The following is a 237-nucleotide window of genomic DNA, read 5'->3' as shown; positions in this document are numbered from 1 at the left end:
CACACGTCGGCCAGGGTGCCGTGGGTGAACGCGACGATGTCATCGCGGCCGTCACCGTCGAAGTCCCCCGACGTGACGGTCTCGCCGTTGAGGCCGAAGAAGTCGTTCCACTTCACCGACGTCCCCGCGAACGACGACCCGGTGGAGGTGGCCACGTAGACGTCGTTGAGCGAGCCCAACGTGAACGCCACCACGTCGTCCTTACCGTCCCCACTGAAATCCGTCGACGAACCCGCC

The 237-nt window shown here is 65.8% G+C and carries 1 pseudogene; it reads right to left on the bottom strand.

Going from position 1 to position 237, the window contains the following annotated elements:
- A pseudogene (locus tag ACLQ2V_RS28170) lies at positions 1 to 191 on the bottom strand (FG-GAP repeat domain-containing protein); the annotation flags it as partial.
- Positions 192 to 237: the final 46 nt, after the last annotated feature.

This window comes from Micromonospora sp. DT233 (assembly GCF_049841815.1).
Classification (GTDB): domain Bacteria; phylum Actinomycetota; class Actinomycetes; order Mycobacteriales; family Micromonosporaceae; genus Micromonospora.
The sequence above is the reverse complement of the archived record's forward strand: the minus strand, read 5'-3'. Positions and strand labels throughout refer to the sequence as shown.